Origin of the sequence: Nocardia neocaledoniensis (assembly GCF_003182135.1) — a bacterium.
GTDB lineage: Bacteria > Actinomycetota > Actinomycetes > Mycobacteriales > Mycobacteriaceae > Nocardia > Nocardia neocaledoniensis.
In genome coordinates this window covers 102,424-115,505 of record NZ_QGTL01000012.1, presented here as the reverse complement: position 1 = coordinate 115,505, position 13,082 = coordinate 102,424, and the positions used below count along the sequence as shown (strand labels likewise).

15 protein-coding genes are annotated in these 13,082 nt (G+C 69.3%); 6 read left to right on the top strand and 9 right to left on the bottom strand.

What is annotated here, in order from left to right; translation table 11 throughout:
- Window positions 1-6: 6 nt before the first annotated feature.
- Complete coding sequence (locus DFR69_RS26945) at window positions 7-381, top strand: cupin domain-containing protein (RefSeq protein WP_110040444.1); 375 nt, start codon at window positions 7-9, stop codon at window positions 379-381.
- Between the two features lie 60 nt (window positions 382-441).
- Here DFR69_RS26945 and DFR69_RS26940 read toward each other — a convergent pair whose 3' ends face one another.
- Both DFR69_RS26940 and DFR69_RS26935 read right to left on the bottom strand, forming a co-directional pair.
- Complete coding sequence (locus DFR69_RS26940; RefSeq protein ID WP_110040443.1) at window positions 442-894, bottom strand: universal stress protein; 453 nt, start codon at window positions 892-894, stop codon at window positions 442-444.
- A gap of 280 nt (window positions 895-1,174) precedes the next feature.
- Complete coding sequence (locus DFR69_RS26935; RefSeq protein WP_110040550.1) at window positions 1,175-1,990, bottom strand: helix-turn-helix domain-containing protein; 816 nt, start codon at window positions 1,988-1,990, stop codon at window positions 1,175-1,177.
- Between the two features lie 65 nt (window positions 1,991-2,055).
- On the opposite strand from DFR69_RS26935, the gene DFR69_RS26930 reads away from it, so the two are divergent.
- A complete protein-coding gene (locus DFR69_RS26930) occupies window positions 2,056-2,523 on the top strand; it encodes a VOC family protein (protein WP_110040442.1) in 468 nt (155 codons plus the stop codon).
- A gap of 4 nt (window positions 2,524-2,527) precedes the next feature.
- Here DFR69_RS26930 and uvrB read toward each other — a convergent pair whose 3' ends face one another.
- Window positions 2,528-4,708: an excinuclease ABC subunit UvrB gene (uvrB, locus tag DFR69_RS26925; protein ID WP_110040441.1), complete on the bottom strand. Its 2,181-nt coding sequence runs from the start codon at window positions 4,706-4,708 to the stop codon at window positions 2,528-2,530.
- Window positions 4,709-5,101: 393 nt separating this feature from the next.
- Between uvrB and DFR69_RS26920 the strand changes: the two genes are divergently transcribed.
- Window positions 5,102-5,719, top strand: coding sequence for a ribonuclease FAU-1 family protein (locus DFR69_RS26920; protein WP_110040549.1), 618 nt, complete (start codon window positions 5,102-5,104; stop codon window positions 5,717-5,719).
- A 44-nt stretch (window positions 5,720-5,763) separates the two neighbouring features.
- Complete coding sequence (locus DFR69_RS26915) at window positions 5,764-6,288, top strand: ribonuclease FAU-1 family protein (protein ID WP_110040440.1); 525 nt, start codon at window positions 5,764-5,766, stop codon at window positions 6,286-6,288.
- 60 nt (window positions 6,289-6,348) lie between these two features.
- Here the strand turns inward: DFR69_RS26915 and DFR69_RS26910 are convergent, their stop codons facing one another.
- Both DFR69_RS26910 and coaE read right to left on the bottom strand, forming a co-directional pair.
- The gene (locus tag DFR69_RS26910; RefSeq protein ID WP_110040439.1) at window positions 6,349-6,780 is read right to left on the bottom strand and encodes a hypothetical protein; all 432 of its coding nucleotides are present in this window, start codon (window positions 6,778-6,780) and stop codon (window positions 6,349-6,351) included.
- A 119-nt stretch (window positions 6,781-6,899) separates the two neighbouring features.
- The gene (gene coaE, locus DFR69_RS26905; protein WP_110040438.1) at window positions 6,900-8,105 is read right to left on the bottom strand and encodes a dephospho-CoA kinase; all 1,206 of its coding nucleotides are present in this window, start codon (window positions 8,103-8,105) and stop codon (window positions 6,900-6,902) included.
- A 152-nt stretch (window positions 8,106-8,257) separates the two neighbouring features.
- Here coaE and DFR69_RS26900 point away from each other — a divergent pair, with 152 nt between their 5' ends.
- Window positions 8,258-8,470 (top strand): hypothetical protein, encoded by a 213-nt coding sequence (locus tag DFR69_RS26900; RefSeq protein ID WP_110040548.1) that lies wholly within the window; start codon window positions 8,258-8,260, stop codon window positions 8,468-8,470.
- Between the two features lie 146 nt (window positions 8,471-8,616).
- Here DFR69_RS26900 and rpsA read toward each other — a convergent pair whose 3' ends face one another.
- The gene (gene rpsA, locus DFR69_RS26895) at window positions 8,617-10,086 is read right to left on the bottom strand and encodes a 30S ribosomal protein S1 (RefSeq protein WP_110040437.1); all 1,470 of its coding nucleotides are present in this window, start codon (window positions 10,084-10,086) and stop codon (window positions 8,617-8,619) included.
- A 285-nt stretch (window positions 10,087-10,371) separates the two neighbouring features.
- Here rpsA and DFR69_RS26890 point away from each other — a divergent pair, with 285 nt between their 5' ends.
- Complete coding sequence (locus DFR69_RS26890) at window positions 10,372-11,223, top strand: class I SAM-dependent methyltransferase (protein WP_110040436.1); 852 nt, start codon at window positions 10,372-10,374, stop codon at window positions 11,221-11,223.
- Here DFR69_RS26890 and DFR69_RS26885 read toward each other — a convergent pair.
- The 3 genes from DFR69_RS26885 to DFR69_RS26880 form a co-directional block, all read right to left on the bottom strand.
- On the bottom strand, window positions 11,220-11,801 hold the full coding sequence (locus DFR69_RS26885) for a hypothetical protein (RefSeq protein WP_232997904.1): 582 nt from the start codon (window positions 11,799-11,801) through the stop codon (window positions 11,220-11,222). The two genes, DFR69_RS26890 and DFR69_RS26885, sit on opposite strands and share 4 nt — an antisense overlap.
- Window positions 11,802-11,943: 142 nt before the next feature.
- Window positions 11,944-12,114 carry a type II toxin-antitoxin system antitoxin gene (locus DFR69_RS34630; RefSeq protein ID WP_167456414.1) on the bottom strand — a complete coding sequence of 57 codons (171 nt, stop codon included), beginning with the start codon at window positions 12,112-12,114 and terminating at the stop codon, window positions 11,944-11,946.
- 6 nt (window positions 12,115-12,120) lie between these two features.
- Entirely contained in the window at window positions 12,121-13,008 is an 888-nt protein-coding gene (locus tag DFR69_RS26880) for an SPFH domain-containing protein (protein ID WP_110040434.1), read from the bottom strand.
- Window positions 13,009-13,082: the final 74 nt, after the last annotated feature.

Below are 13,082 nucleotides of genomic sequence, written 5' to 3'. Positions count from 1 at the left end.
ACCCCGATGACCCCGATCGATCTGTTCGACCGTGCCCTGCGCTTCGAGCCCGGCGGCGCCGTCTCCGCCGGCGAACGGCGGATGGCCGCAGGTTCCGGCGGCTGGCAGTTGACCGCTTTCCACGTCGAGACCGCTGCCGATGTGCACGCCGACCACTGGGAGATGCATCCGACAGGCGACGAGGCGGTGTGCTGCCTGCGCGGAGCGCTGCGGCTGTGCCTGCGTTCGGACACCCCGGGCGAGCCGGACGAGATCGTCGCGCTGAGCGCGGGTGCCGCGTGCGTGGTTCCGCGCGGCCGGTGGCACCGGATCGAACTCGACGGACCCGCCGACCTGATGTCCATCGGCCTGCGCGAGGGCACCCGGCAGCAGCCTGTCTGACCGGCCGGAAAACGACTCGAGGGCGCCGCGATCACGCGGCGCCCTCGAGTGTTCGACGTCCTAGCGGACGGTGTGCACGATCAGCACGTCCGAGCGCGACTTGCGGGCGACGTCCGAGGGGACCGAGCCGAGCAGGCGGCCGGTGAGGGTGTTCAGACCCCGGTTACCGACGACCAGCAGGTCGGCCTTCGTGTCGTTGACGAGGTCGAGCAGCGAATCCACCGGCTCGCCGACGATCGCGCGCTCGGTGATGTTCTTCGCACCGGCGGCGACGGCCTTCTCCCGTGCGATGTGCAGGATCTCGTTGGTCGGCGCGGAGCCACGCACCTGGTACGCCTCGTCCTTGAGGACGTCGGCCGCGGCGGCGACATCGCGATCATCGGTCGGGAAGTAGGCGCAGGCCAGCACGAGAGTCGCGTCCGCGTCGGCAGCGAGCGCCGCGGCCTTCTCCACCGCGACGTACGACGAATCCGAGCCATCAGTACCGACGACAATGGTCCGGTAGGCGGTCATCTCTCCTCCAACTTGGTCGGTGCCGACGATGAACGACCCGGGAATCGAGCGTCAGCGCGGCAATTGGGTCGACCCTAACGCCAAAACAGGCCGATTTATCAGAAATCGCGACAGATCACACAGTGAGTGTTCGCCCTGGTATTCGCTGGTGCGAGTGATGTTCGCGACCCTCGGCGAATCCACCTGCGCAGATCGAACGGCGGATCACGAAAACTGTGGTCTATCACAACACAATCAACGGCGCTGCGCGAGTAGGACTTCCATCACATCGACGCACCACCTACCGTGCGGCGGAGCGCGCGTATTCGGTCGGCGTCATCCCGATCTCGGCGGTGAACTCCCGGCTGAAATGCGCCTGATCGAAATAGCCGAGCCGGGCGGCGAGTTCCGCCAGATCCACCCGCTCGCCGCGCGCGAGCAGATCCGCCGCGTCCTGCAGGCGAAACCGGCACAGCACCCACTTCGGTCCGGCTCCGACATAGCGGCGGAACAATCGCTGCAGACTGCGCACCGGAACGGCGAAACGCTCGGTCACCTGGTCGACGCGGGTGAGCTCCGGGTCCGACGCCATCGCCGCCACGATCCGCGACACCTGAGCGAACCGGGGATCGTCGCCACGACCGCGACCGGCGAAGAACTCCTCGACGATCTCGCGCCTGCGCAGGTCGCTCGGCTCCGCGAGGACCCGTTCGGCCAACCCCTCCGCCTCGGGCAGCACATCGGTGAGCGGAGCCGAATCATCGCGCAGCGCACCGACATCGGCGCCGGTGAACGCGCCGAAGCCGCCCGGCCGGAACCGGAGACCGAAGGTCTCGCCCTCCCCCGCCAGCTCCCGCACGTACTTCGTCGTGCACACGCCGTTGACGAAGCCGCCGGTGCGGGTGTGCGTGCGCTCGAAAGTCACGTTGACGCACGGGAACGACAGCACCTCGGCACGGTAGGCGGGCTTGCCCCGCAGGTCCCAGCGCACGACCCAGTACCGGTCGGCGAACTCCGACAGCCCGGGGCCCACCGCGAGCCGGTCCAGCGACCGGTGCCTGGCCTGTTCACCGGGGTGCAGGATGCCCTTCATGTCACCGGATTCCGGCACGGTCACCGCGGTCACCTGATCTGTCGCGTTCTTACAAGACCCGGACCGCGGCGCCGACGACGATCGAATCCATGACCAACCCCGTCGCGCCCATTCCGGAGGGCTACCACTCCATCAGCTGCTTCCTCGCCGTGCCGGACGGCAACGCCGCCATCGACTTCTACACCGAGGTCTTCGGCGCGAAGCTGCTCAGCCGCGCCGACCGGCCCGACGGCCAGCCCGCGCACGCCGAACTGCTCATCGGCGATTCGACCATCCAGCTCGGAATGCCGATCCCCGAGAACAACGTGCGCGCGCCCGCGGACTGGGTGCACACCTCGATCGTGCACTACTGCCCCGATGTCGACGCGGTCGTCGCCCGGGCGATCGCGCACGGCGCCCGCAGCGCCGAGGAGCCGCAGACGTTCGTCAACGGCGAGCGCTTCGGCGTGGTCATCGACCCGTTCGGCCACCGCTGGGCGGTGATCACCCGGCTCGAGGAGATCTCGCGCGAGGAGGCCGACCGCCGCATCGCCGCCTGGATGGCCGAGCAAGGCTGACGGCCTAGCTCAGCCCCGCGGCGTCCATGCCGCGGAGTTCCTTCTTGAGGTCGGCGATCTCGTCCCGGAGGCGGCCCGCGAGCTCGAACTGCAGCTCGCGTGCCGCGTTCATCATCTGTTCGGTGAGCGAGGCGACCAGGTCGGCCAGTTCGGCGCGCGGCATCGACTTCACGTCGCGTTCGGCGTAGATGCCCGCGCTCACCGCCCGGCCCGGCTCGCCCTGGGCGCGCCTGCCGCGGCTGACGTTGCGGCCGGAGCCGCCGACGGCCACCTCGTCGTCGGCCTCCTGATACACCTGGTCGAGGATGTCGGCGATCTTCTTGCGCAGCGGCTGCGGGTCGATGCCGTTGGCCTCGTTGTACGCGATCTGCTTGGCCCGGCGCCGGTCGGTCTCGTCGATCGCGTGCCGCATCGAGTCGGTGATCTTGTCGGCGTACATGTGCACTTCGCCGGAGACGTTGCGCGCCGCGCGGCCGATGGTCTGGATGAGGCTGGTGCTCGACCGCAGGAACCCCTCCTTGTCGGCGTCGAGAATCGCCACCAGCGACACCTCGGGCAGGTCGAGACCCTCGCGCAGCAGGTTGATGCCGACCAGCACGTCGTATTCGCCCAGCCGCAGCTGCCGCAGCAGTTCGACGCGGCGCAGGGTGTCGATCTCGGAGTGCAGGTAACGCACCCGCACGCCGAGGCCGAGCAGATAATCGGTGAGGTCCTCGGCCATCTTCTTGGTCAGGGTGGTGACCAGGACGCGTTCGTCACGCTCGGTGCGCTGACGGATCTCGTGCACCAGATCGTCGATCTGGCCCTTGGTCGGCTTCACCACGACCTGCGGGTCGACCAGGCCGGTCGGGCGGATCACCTGCTCGACCACCTCGCCGCCGACCTGGCCGAGCTCGTACGGGCCCGGCGTCGCGGACAGGTACACCGCCTGGCCGATCCGGTCGGCGAATTCCTCCCAGGTCAGCGGGCGGTTGTCGACCGCGGACGGCAACCGGAACCCGAACTCGACCAGGTTGCGCTTGCGGGACATGTCGCCTTCGAACATGCCGCCGATCTGCGGCACGGTGACGTGGGATTCGTCGACGACGAGCAGGAAGTCGTCGGGGAAGTAGTCCAGCAGCGTCGCGGGCGCCGAGCCGGCCGGGCGGCCGTCGATGTGGCGCGAGTAGTTCTCGATGCCGGAGCAGAACCCGACCTGCCGGATCATCTCCAGGTCGTATTCGGTGCGCATGCGCAGCCGCTGCGCCTCGAGCAGCTTGCCCTGCTTCTCCAGTTCCTCGAGCCGCGCCGCCAGCTCGGCCTCGATGTCGGCGACCGCGCGCTCCATCCGCTCCGGGCCCGCCACGTAGTGGGTGGCCGGGAAGATGCGCAGCGAGTCGACCTGGCGCACGACGTCACCGGTGAGCGGGTGCAGGTAGTAGAGCGCCTCGATCTCGTCACCGAAGAACTCGATGCGGACCGCGAGCTCCTCGTAGGACGGGATGATCTCGACGGTGTCGCCCCTGACCCGGAACGAGCCCCGGGTGAACGCCATGTCGTTGCGGGTGTACTGCACGTCGACGAGCAGGCGCAGCAGCGCGTCGCGGTCGATCTCGGTGCCGACCTCGAGCTGGACCGAACGGTCCAGGTAGGACTGCGGGGTGCCGAGACCGTAGATGCACGACACCGATGCCACCACGACCACGTCGCGGCGCGAGAGCAGGCTCGAGGTCGCCGAGTGCCGGAGCCGCTCGACGTCGTCGTTGATCGAGCTGTCCTTCTCGATGTAGGTGTCGGTCTGGGCGATGTAGGCCTCGGGCTGGTAGTAGTCGTAGTACGAGACGAAGTACTCGACCGCGTTGTGCGGCAACATCTCCCGCAGCTCGTTGGCCAGCTGGGCGGCCAGGGTCTTGTTCGGCGCCATCACCAGCGTCGGCCGCTGCAGCTTCTCGATCAGCCACGCCGTGGTCGCCGACTTGCCGGTACCGGTGGCGCCGAGCAGGACCACGTCCTTCTCCCCCGCGGTGATCCGCCGCTCGAGCTCGGCGATGGCGGCGGGCTGGTCGCCGGCGGGCTTGTGCTCGCTGACCACCTCGAACTTCCCGCCCGCACGCTCGATGGTGCCGACGGGGCGATGCTCGGAATGGGCGAGGGGATGCCCCCGGTCCTCATACCCTTCCGCCGGGATCTCGGTTGCGAATGCCATGTGACCAGGTTAGGCGCGACCACCGACAAGTCGCGACGAGCGGCGCCGCCGGCGCGACACGCAGGGCCGCCACGCCGTCGGTCCGTGCGCGCGCCGGTGTCGTCCCGGTGAATTTCCGCTCATCGCGCCGGGCGACCCGCGGAGCGCGGACAGCGTGGGCCGGCGCTTCGCAGCATCGTGGCGATCCGGCCCCGCGGCGCCGATCGCCAGGTCCGGCCGCCTCCCGACCGGAGCGCACCGCGATCCCGCAACCTTCCAGCGTCGCGCGGCCGTGTCCGAAAGATCCCATGTCGCAGGACCATTCGGCGCGGGCGCGCGGCGCGGACCCCGTGCGGACGCACCGATCCGGCGTAGCCTTGGTCTGATCATCGGCACGTGGTGAAGGACAAGGCCATGAGCGCACTGCTTCCCCTGCTCGTCGCGGCTCCGGCGGTCACGGGATTCGCGGGATACTTCGCGCGCGAGATCCGCGGCCCGCAGCCGCCACCCGTCGCGACGCCCACGGCCCCGCCGCCGGGCAGACCCCGGGTGGAGTTCTTCGACGTGGCCGAACTCACCAGCACCGACGCCAGGGGCTTCATCCGGCCCGTCGACCGGTACGAGGTGCAGCCCTGGGGGCTCTACTTGGCCCGCACGGTCGGCGCGCGGGCCCGCTACGAGGAGTGCTGGCTGCTGCCCGAACCGGGGGTCCGCGCCACCGTGGCGCACGACAGTCCCGGTCACCACCGCAGCCACGACTACGTGCTCGACATCGTCGAGGTCGAGCGGATCGGGCCCAAACGGTGGCGGGCCACCGACTGCTTCCTCGACGTCGCGGTGCGCCGCGGCCGCTCGGCAACGCTGCTCGGCGCCGGCGAGCTGCTGGCCGCCCACGCCGCGGGCCACCTCGACACCGCCTCGGCTGACCGGATGTTCGAGCGGGCCGCCGCGGTGCTCGACGGGCTGGCCGCCCACGACCACGACGTCGAACGGTGGCTGCGCGCGAGGGACATCGCACTCACCTGGATGTGACACGACCGGGCGCGCATGGCCCGCCGCCGGTAGATTTTCCGGTCATGACGCAGGCATCCACCGTGCACGTGCATCCTCCCAAGATCGAGTACTTCGATATCGCGGCGCGGACGAACACCGACCCCAAGGGATTCGTCCGCCCGGTGGAGGTCTACCGCGAGGAGCCGTGGGGCCTGTACATGGGCCGCCACTCCGATCACGCGAACTTCCACTACCTCGAGTCGTGGGTGCTGCCGGAGCTGTCGCTGCGGGCGTCGAAACTCCACTACAACCCGGGCGTGGACCAGTGGCAGGACGTCTACGTCGACGTCGGCGTGTTCACCAGGGAGTCGGCCACGCTGTACAAGTCCGTCGACCACTATCTGGACCTGCTGGTGCGCACCGGCCGCGAGGTCGAGCTCGTCGACGTGGACGAACTGCTGGCCGCGCACGCCGGCGGACTGCTCGACACGGCAGTCTGCGAGGCCGCGTTCCAGCACGCGACCGCCGCGATCGACGGCATGGCGGCCCACGGCCACTCGCTCGAGCGCTGGCTGGCGAGCCGTGGCATGACCCTCACCTGGCGCTGAGACGAACAAACCGCCCGGACCGCGTACGGGTCCGGGCGGTCGTCGCGCCAGGCGGCTGGGTCAGCCCGCCGACAGGCTCGGGAACAGATCCGCCAGCCCGCCACCGCAGCCCAGGCTGCCGGTCGCGGAGGACTCACCCACGGTCACCGTGATCGAATCACTGATCAGCAGCTGACGGGCCTCGAGCTTGTGCTGGCCCGCGGTCGTCGGCTTCCAGGTGATGCTGACGGTGCCCGACAGCAGCGACGGCGAGACCGGGCTGCCGGGGATGTCGACCCCGTTGTCGGTGAACTTCACCGAGGTGAGGCGGTCGACCTCGACACTGGCGGTCAGCTTGTAACTGCAGCCCACCTTGTGATCGGTGCCGGCCACACCGAGATTGCCGACCCAGGCCGAGGCCTGCGGGGCGGCGAGCACGACGCTGGCGGCGACGGCACCGAGGGCAGTGAATCCGAAGCCCGCACGGCCGAGCTGACGGTGATGTGATGTCATACGCGCTACAACTTCCCTGTGAATCGAGTCACCCCTTGGTGACCCGCCACAATGTACACAGCGCGCGACCTCGCTCGACAGGGTTCCGAAACATTGATGTTTAACAGTTGCGGCGCTGGTTACGCGCGGGCGCGAGCCCACGCGGCGACGGCCGGATAGACCGCGTCGAACCAGGGCTCCTTCACCGCGTAGTACGCCTCCGCGGCCGCCTCGCCCGCCTTGTCGGCAGCCGCCCGTTCGGCCTCGCGCTTGACGGCCAGATAGTCCCGGCGCGCGGACTCCTCGGCCCGCAGCCAGTCACGCAGGTCGAGGGCGAAGCGCTGGCCCGGCGAATCCTGCACGCGCAGATGGATGTTCGCCGGACGCGCGGGGTCGGCGTTGCCGTGCAGGCGCTTGCCCCACAGGCCGACGTCGGCGCCGGCCGGGTCACCGGGCGTCGGTTTCGGGTGGTCGTGGGTCACCTGCGGCGCGAGCGGGAAACCCGCTGCCGCGAGGCCCCCGGCCAGCGATTCGGCCGTGGTGAGATCGGCCACCGTCACCTGGACGTCGATGACGTCCTTGGCAGGCAGCCCGGGCACCGCCGTCGACCCGACATGGTCGATGCGCACCGCCGACGCGCCGCACACCAGGTGCAGCCGGGCGATGATCCGGCGGGCCTGCGCGGCCCACTCCGGATCAGCGGGCACCAGCCGGTAGTCGGCCCCGGCCCGCACACCCTCGCGCTGATTGCGCTCGAACGGCACCAGCCGCTGCTCCCACAGCGCGCGCACCTGGGCCTCGACGATCTCGGGGGCGCCGTTGTTGTCGAGCCAGACGTCGGCGACCGCGTGCCGCTGGTCGTCGGTGGCCTGGGCGGCGATCCGCGTCCGCGCGTCGGCCTCGTCGACGCCACGGTGCTCCACCAGTCTGCGCAGCCGGGTCTCCACGTCGGCGCCGACCACCAGCACCAGCTGCATGAGCGGCGCGAGGCCGTTCTCCACCAGCAGCGGAATGTCTTGCACCACAATGGCATCCGCGGGTGCCGCGCCGATCAGCTCGGCGGTGCGGGCGCCGACGAGCGGATGGGTGATGGCGTTGAGTTTGCCGCGCGACTCGTCGTCGGCGAAGGCCACCGCGGCCAGGGCGGGCCGGTTCAGGCTGCCGTCCCCGGCGAGGATCTCCGCGCCGAACGCCTCGACCAGCGCGGTCAGCCCCGGCGTCCCCGGTGCGACGACCTCGCGCGCGATCGCGTCGGAGTCGATCAGCACCGCCCCGAGCTCGACCAGGGTCCGCGCCACTGTGGATTTACCCGCTCCCATGCCTCCGGTGAGGCCGATCCGCAACATGGGTCCCAGTCTCGCAGAACCGGGGATCACGCCGGAAACGGCATCATTCCGACACGCCAGGGGGCCGGAACGCAAAATCCGAGGTTCGGCGCGTCGCGTCGACTAACCTTCGCGCAGGCGAGAAGGCCAGCTCCAGCTACCGAAGGATGATCATGGGCACCACAGACCACCGGACGGCTCGCCACCGCCTGGGCATGCCCGGCGGTGTGCATTGCGTCGAATTCCCCGCTGTCGCGGCGACTCTCGCCGAATACCGCCGATCGTGGTTCACCGCCCTGATCTCCCCCGCCAGACACAGCTTCGCCGCGATGCGCAAACGCCCCAGCATGAGTTCGAACTACTGGGTGCCCGCCGCCGCGAGCTGATCTCCCGCAGACGCGAGCGGGCCCGGCGATTTCTCGCCGGGCCCGCTCGCTGTCGTGCGCCGTCGGTGCCATCGCGTGCTGGACCCGGAAATGCCCGAAGGCCCCGGTCCGTGCGGACCGGGGCCTTCGGTACTGCTCTACCCGAATCAGGCGTTGCCGGAGAGCTTCTCCCGCAGAGCCGCGAGCTGGGCGTCGCTGGCGAGCGAACCGCCGGCGGACTCGGCCTGGCCGGAGGAGGCCTGCGAGCCGCTCTCGGAGGAGTAGTTGCCCGAGGTGGCACCGCCGTTGGCGGCCTCGGCGGCGGCGTCGGCCGCCATCTTCTCCATCTGCGCGGTGTGCATCTTGTGGCGACGCTCGGCCTCGGCGTAGCGGCCTTCCCACTCTTCCCGCTGCTTGTCGAAGCCCTCGAGCCATTCGTTGGTCTCGGGATCGAAGCCCTCGGGGAAGATGTAGTTGCCCGCGTCGTCGTAGCTGTCGGCCATGCCGTACTTCGACGGGTCGAACTCGGCGTGGTAGTCCTCGTTCGCCTGCTTCAGCGACAGCGAGATCCGGCGACGCTCCAGGTCGATGTCGATGACCTTGACCATCGCGTCGTCGCCGACGGCGACAACCTGGTCCGGGACCTCGACGTGGCGCTCGGCCAGCTCGGAGATGTGCACCAGGCCCTCGATGCCCTCTTCGACGCGCACGAACGCACCGAACGGAACCAGCTTGGTGACCTTGCCCGGCACGATCTGACCGATCGCGTGGGTGCGGGCGAACTGACGCCACGGGTCTTCCTGGGTGGCCTTGAGCGAGAGGGAGACGCGCTCGCGGTCCAGGTCGACGTCGAGAACCTCGACGGTGACCTCGTTGCCGACCTCGACGACCTCGGACGGGTGGTCGATGTGCTTCCAGGACAGCTCGGAGACGTGCACCAGGCCGTCGACGCCGCCCAGGTCCACGAAGGCACCGAAGTTGACGATCGAGGAGACCACACCCTTGCGGACCTGGCCCTTCTGCAGCTGGTGCAGGAACTCGGAACGGACCTCGGACTGGGTCTGCTCGAGCCAGGCGCGACGCGACAGGACCACGTTGTTGCGGTTCTTGTCGAGCTCGATGATCTTGGCCTCGATCTCCTTGCCGACGTACGGCTGGAGGTCGCGGACACGACGCATCTCGACGAGCGAGGCGGGCAAGAAGCCACGGAGACCGATGTCGAGGATCAGGCCGCCCTTGACGACCTCGATGACGGTGCCCTTGACGGCCTCGTCCTTCTCCTTGAGCTCCTCGATCGTGCCCCACGCGCGCTCGTACTGCGCCCGCTTCTTCGACAGGATCAGGCGGCCTTCCTTGTCCTCCTTGGTGAGAACCAGGGCCTCGACCTCATCGCCCACGGAAACGACCTCGTTGGGGTCGACATCGTGCTTGATGGAGAGTTCGCGGGAGGGGATGACGCCTTCGGTCTTGTAACCGATGTCGAGCAGGACCTCGTCACGATCGACCTTGACGATGGTTCCCTCGACGATGTCGCCATCGTTGAAGTACTTGATCGTGGCGTCGATGGCGGCGAGGAAATCCTCGGCGGAGCCGATGTCGTTGACGGCTACCTGCGGCGAGGTGACGGTGGTGGGCATATGTGGATTTGCTCCGGACGGATTGTGGTCGGTTGCGGACATTGGAACTTTCGGTACGCTGCGAGATCACCGCGACGAGGCGACGAAGGATACCGGGTAAGTATCGCACGGACCGCCACACTTGCTGGTGATCGAACTCAGCACGGGCGACTCCGTCATCGGATACCGTACGCATTCAACCCCGGCGCACAGTGGTCCTCGAAAGACACTCGCGTGCCTCAGCGTACGGCACGTCGCCCGAGCCGGGCAAACCACCCCCCGCACCGCGCCGATACGCTGGCCGCCGTGTCCGATGACGAACGCCACGCGCAGGCCAACGCGCTGCTGGGAACCACCGCGACCGCCCGGACCAAGATCGGTTCCGCGGCCAGTGAGCGGGCGAGCAGACGCTGGTGGGACGCCGATGCCGACCAGTATCACCAGACTCACGCCGATTTCCTCGGCGTGGACTCCCCCGGTGGCGAGTTCGTGTGGTGTCCCGAGGGCCTGCACGAGGGCGACATGGCGTTCCTCGGGGAGCTGAGCGGACGGACCGTGCTCGAGATCGGCTGCGGTTCGGCGCCGTGTTCGCGATGGCTGGCCGGCCAGGGCGCGCGACCGGTCGGCCTCGACATCTCGCGGGAGATGCTGGCGCGCGGCGTCGCGGCGATGGATCGCGGCGGGCCGCGCGTGCCGCTGGTCCAGGCGGGCGCCGAGGCGCTGCCCTTCGCCGACGCCTCCTTCGACCTGGCCTGTTCGGCCTTCGGCGGCGTGCCATTCGTCGCCGACTCCGCGCTGGTGATGCGGGAGGTCGCGCGGGTGCTCAAGCCGGGCGGGCGCTGGGTGTTCTCGGTGAACCACCCGATGCGCTGGATCTTCCCCGACGATCCCGGCCCGGCCGGGCTCACCGCGACGATCCCCTATTTCGACCGCACGCCCTATGTGGAGGTCGACGGCGACGGTGAGCCGACCTACGTCGAGCATCACCGCACGATCGGCGACCGGGTCCGCGAGATCGTGGGCGCCGGGCTGACGCTGCTCGACATCGTCGAACCGGACTGGCCCGAGTGGCTCGACCGCGAGTGGGGGCAGTGGTCGCCGCTGAGGGGGCAGATCTTCCCCGGCACCGCCATCTTCGTCACCGAGAAGCCGCGCTAGAACTCCGGCAGCGCGGCGAAGCTCGGGTCGACCCGCACCTGGGGCACCGTGTCGGCGATCCAGCGGCGGGCCCGGGTGAGCGGATGGTCGGGGAACGCCTCGTCGTAGCGGATGTCGTCGGAGAGCGTGTAGGGCAGGCGTCCGCGCAGGCCGGGCGCGTACGGATGCGGCGGGTACATCTCCGCCGGGCGCACCCGGCTGCCCACGACGGCCTCGCGCACCCCCGGCGCGCCCGTCTCCGGGCAGATGATCTGGAAGACGGCGCTGCACCGGTCGCGCGGCACCACGATCGACGCCGCGAACACGAGCCCGACCGGCGAGCCCGGCATCCTGGTCTTCTCCACCCTCAGCAACGCGGGCAGGCTGTCGACCCACACCACGAACGCCTCGATCAGGCAGCCGGTCCTGGCGTGGTGCTCGGCGAGCCGCCTGCGCAGCCGCGACAGGTCGTGCAATCGGGCGGGCAGATCGGGTGTGCCGTGGACATAGGTCATCGCGACGACATCACGAGTGGCTGGATCCCCCCAGGTCGTGCTGTCCAACTGCTGCATTCCACGGATGTCGAATGAGATGGGCACCGCAACAACCTACCGGCGCGACCGAGTTCAGTTGTCCCCGTGCGCCGTAAGGCGCGTCGCTCGAGCCGGACCGCGCTGCCCGGCCAGGTCGGCGGCCCGGGATTGATGACGAGTCACGACGGGCTGGGCTGTTCCGGCGGCCTCAGTCGCGCTTGGGTTTTCGGCCCGCCTGGTCGAGGGCCAGGCGCAGGGCGTATTCGATCTGGGAGTTGACGCTGCGCAGGTCGTCGGCCGCCCACTTGGCGATGGCCTCGTGGACGGCCGGGTCGAGCCGCAGCAGGACCTTCTTGGGTTCCTTCTTCGGCGCGGTCATCGGACCTCAGGCGTAGAGGGATCCGGTGTTCACGACCGGCTGGGTGGCGCGGTCGCCACAGAGCACCACGAGCAGGTTCGAGACCATGGCGGCCTTGCGCTCCTCGTCCAGTTCCACGGTGCCCGCCTCGGCGAGGCGATCCAGGGCCAGGCCGACCATGCCGACGGCGCCCTCGACGATCTTGACCCTGGCCGCGACCACCTGGGCGGCCTGCTGGCGGACCAGCATCGCCTGCGCGATCTCGGGGGCGTAGGCGAGGTGGGTGATCCTGGCCTCGATGACCTCGATGCCCGCGGTGAGGGTGCGCTCGCGCAGTTCGACGGTGAGTTCCTCGGCCACCTCGGCGCCGTCACGGAGGCTGGTGCGGTCGTCGTCGTGCGCGTCGTAGGGATGGGTGGTGGCGAGATGGCGCACCGCCGCCTCGGACTGGGTCTCGACGTACTCCTCGTAGTCGTCGACCGCGAAGGCCGCCTTGAAGCTGTCGACCACCTTGTAGACGACCACCGCGGCGATCTCGACCGGATTGCCGTCGGCGTCGTTGACCTTCAGCTTCTGGGTCTCGAAGTTGCGCACCCGCAACGAGATCGACTTGCGGTCGGTGAGCGGGACCACCGAGAAGAACCCCGGCTCGGAGACCGAGCCGATGTAGCGGCCGAAGAAGGTGATCACCTTGGCCTCGTTGGGGTTGACGATGATCAGCCCCGTGGCGAGCAGCGCCACCACGAGGGCGGCGACCACCGCGGCCACCGCGCCCGCCCAGGCGAGCGCGCCGCCGTCGTGCTTGGCGGCCGCGACGAACGCCAGCACGGCGGCGCCGCCGAACAACAGGGTGAACACCAGCCACCCGAGCAAGACGACGAATCCATTGACGTGGGCAGCGGGCCGCAGCTCCATGACATCCTCCCGATATCTGAGTGATATCACCAAGATAGTAGGAATCGGGCGAATCGACAAGGCGGGCCGCGAAA

What these genes read in the sequence shown, in the direction of transcription:
- DFR69_RS26945 (WP_110040444.1), top strand. Translation starts at nt 7, where the DNA reads ATGACCCCGATCGATCTGTTCGACCGTGCCCTGCGCTTCGAGCCCGGC.
- DFR69_RS26940 (WP_110040443.1), bottom strand. Translation starts at nt 894, where the DNA reads ATGACCGCCTACCGGACCATTGTCGTCGGTACTGATGGCTCGGATTCG.
- DFR69_RS26930 (WP_110040442.1), top strand. Translation starts at nt 2,056, where the DNA reads ATGACCAACCCCGTCGCGCCCATTCCGGAGGGCTACCACTCCATCAGC.
- uvrB (WP_110040441.1), bottom strand. Translation starts at nt 4,708, where the DNA reads ATGGCATTCGCAACCGAGATCCCGGCGGAAGGGTATGAGGACCGGGGG.
- DFR69_RS26920 (WP_110040549.1), top strand. Translation starts at nt 5,102, where the DNA reads ATGAGCGCACTGCTTCCCCTGCTCGTCGCGGCTCCGGCGGTCACGGGA.
- DFR69_RS26915 (WP_110040440.1), top strand. Translation starts at nt 5,764, where the DNA reads ATGACGCAGGCATCCACCGTGCACGTGCATCCTCCCAAGATCGAGTAC.
- DFR69_RS26910 (WP_110040439.1), bottom strand. Translation starts at nt 6,780, where the DNA reads ATGACATCACATCACCGTCAGCTCGGCCGTGCGGGCTTCGGATTCACT.
- coaE (WP_110040438.1), bottom strand. Translation starts at nt 8,105, where the DNA reads ATGTTGCGGATCGGCCTCACCGGAGGCATGGGAGCGGGTAAATCCACA.
- DFR69_RS26900 (WP_110040548.1), top strand. Translation starts at nt 8,258, where the DNA reads ATGGGCACCACAGACCACCGGACGGCTCGCCACCGCCTGGGCATGCCC.
- rpsA (WP_110040437.1), bottom strand. Translation starts at nt 10,086, where the DNA reads ATGCCCACCACCGTCACCTCGCCGCAGGTAGCCGTCAACGACATCGGC.
- DFR69_RS34630 (WP_167456414.1), bottom strand. Translation starts at nt 12,114, where the DNA reads ATGACCGCGCCGAAGAAGGAACCCAAGAAGGTCCTGCTGCGGCTCGAC.
- DFR69_RS26880 (WP_110040434.1), bottom strand. Translation starts at nt 13,008, where the DNA reads ATGGAGCTGCGGCCCGCTGCCCACGTCAATGGATTCGTCGTCTTGCTC.